The organism is Polaromonas sp. P3_C2 (genome assembly GCF_056402675.1).
Genome location: NZ_JBFUGX010000806.1, coordinates 1 through 1,665, shown reverse-complemented (window position 1 = coordinate 1,665; position 1,665 = coordinate 1). Strand labels below are relative to the sequence as shown.

The 1,665-nt window shown below is 60.9% G+C and carries 1 protein-coding gene; it reads left to right on the top strand.

Annotation, left to right across the window (positions count from 1 at the left end; translation table 11 throughout):
- The coding region (locus AC1DWI_RS22185; RefSeq protein ID WP_477725789.1) for a xanthine dehydrogenase family protein molybdopterin-binding subunit at nucleotides 1–1,440 on the top strand (1,440 nt) is incomplete at its 5' end.
- Between the last annotated feature and the right edge of the window lie 225 nt (nucleotides 1,441–1,665).

Below are 1,665 nucleotides of genomic sequence, written 5' to 3'. Positions count from 1 at the left end.
GCCTTGCCTGGCGTGGAGCGCCTGGTGCGGCTGCCGGCCTATGCGGGCTCTACTGCCGGCTTTGCCGTGGTGGRTAAAACCTGGTGGCAGGCCCAGCAGGCGGCCTTGATGGTGCCGGTCGAATGGCAGCAGCGACCCGCTGGCGCGCTGGACACCCGCGCGATTGAACAATCGCTGGAAACCGCTCTGGCACGTGAAGAAGGCCATGTCTTTTATGAAAAAGGCGATGCCGGCAAGGCCGAGGCATCCGCTGTGCGGAAAATCGAGGCACTTTATCGTGCACCCTACCTGGCCCACGCCACGCTTGAGCCCATGAACTGCACCGCGCAAGTCATGGGCGGCAAGGTATGGCTCTGGGCGCCCACCCAGGTGCCGCAGATGGCTGTGGCCGTTGCCGCACGGGTGGCCGGGGTGGCTCAGGAAGATGTCCATGTCACTGTCACCTTGCTGGGGGGCGGCTTTGGCCGCCGGCTGGAGGTCGACTGTGTGGCGCAGGCAGTGCGCATTGCCGTGGAGTGTGGTGGCCGGCCTGTGCAATTGATCTGGTCGCGCGAAGAAGACACCACGCACGACTTTTACCGGCCCATGCAGGTAGCCAGGCTGAGGGCCTCCATGGACGAAACGGGYGACGTCACCTGCCTGTCCATCAAGTCTGCCGGCGACGCCATTACGCCTAGATGGCTCGAACGCAACCTGCCGGCCCTGTCCGGGCCCTTTGATACCCCCGATAAAAGTGCTGCGGAAGGTTTGTTCGACCTGCCTTATGGCTTTGCCAGCCAGTCCATGTCGCATGTGGCCACGCGCTCGGGCGTGCCTGTCGGCTATTGGCGCTCGGTGGGGCATTCGCATAACGCGTTCTTTTCTGAAAGCTTCGTGGACGAGCTGGCCTGGGCGGCTGGACAGGATCCTCTCGCTTTCCGGCGTTCCCTGCTGGGCGAAGCACCGCGGCATCTGGCCGTGCTGGATCTGGCTGCACTCAAGGCTGGCTGGGGCAGCGCTCTTCCCGAGGGGCGGGCCCGCGGCATCGCCTTGCATGAATCGTTTGGGTCCATCGTGGCGCAGGTCGCGGAGGTGTCATTGCTCAATGGCATGCTGCGCGTTCACCGCGTGGTGTGTGCTGTGGATTGCGGTACGGCTGTGAACCCGGGCATCGTGGCACAGCAAATGGAGGGGAGCGTTATCTTTGCGCTGACCGCGGCGCTGCATGGCCGCATAGATATAGAGGACGGTGTTGTGCGCCAGAAGAATTTCCCCCAGTACGCCATGGTGGGAATGGCGCAGGCGCCCGTTGTGCAGACTCATATTGTCCCCAGCGAGAGAACACCTGGCGGCGCAGGCGAACCAGGTGTGCCGCCATTGGCGCCTGCATTGGGAAATGCCCTGTACGCACTGACAGGGAAGCGCTTGCGCTCACTGCCTCTTATGGTGAACAACGCGTAAGTTGAGAAAGTTTTTTAAGCGGTGCTTGAAAAGCGCAAAACAACCGTGCTATAGTCGATGGCTCTGCTGAACACAGCGAACAAATTCTTCGGGATTTGCAGCTACCGCGAAAGCGAAAAGTTCAGTAGAAAAAAGATCTTGAAAAGTTGACCGGGACTCAAAAACCGGTATAGAATTCAAGGCTCTGCTGAAAACGAAAGTTCTGACCGCCAAGCGGTCAGACAG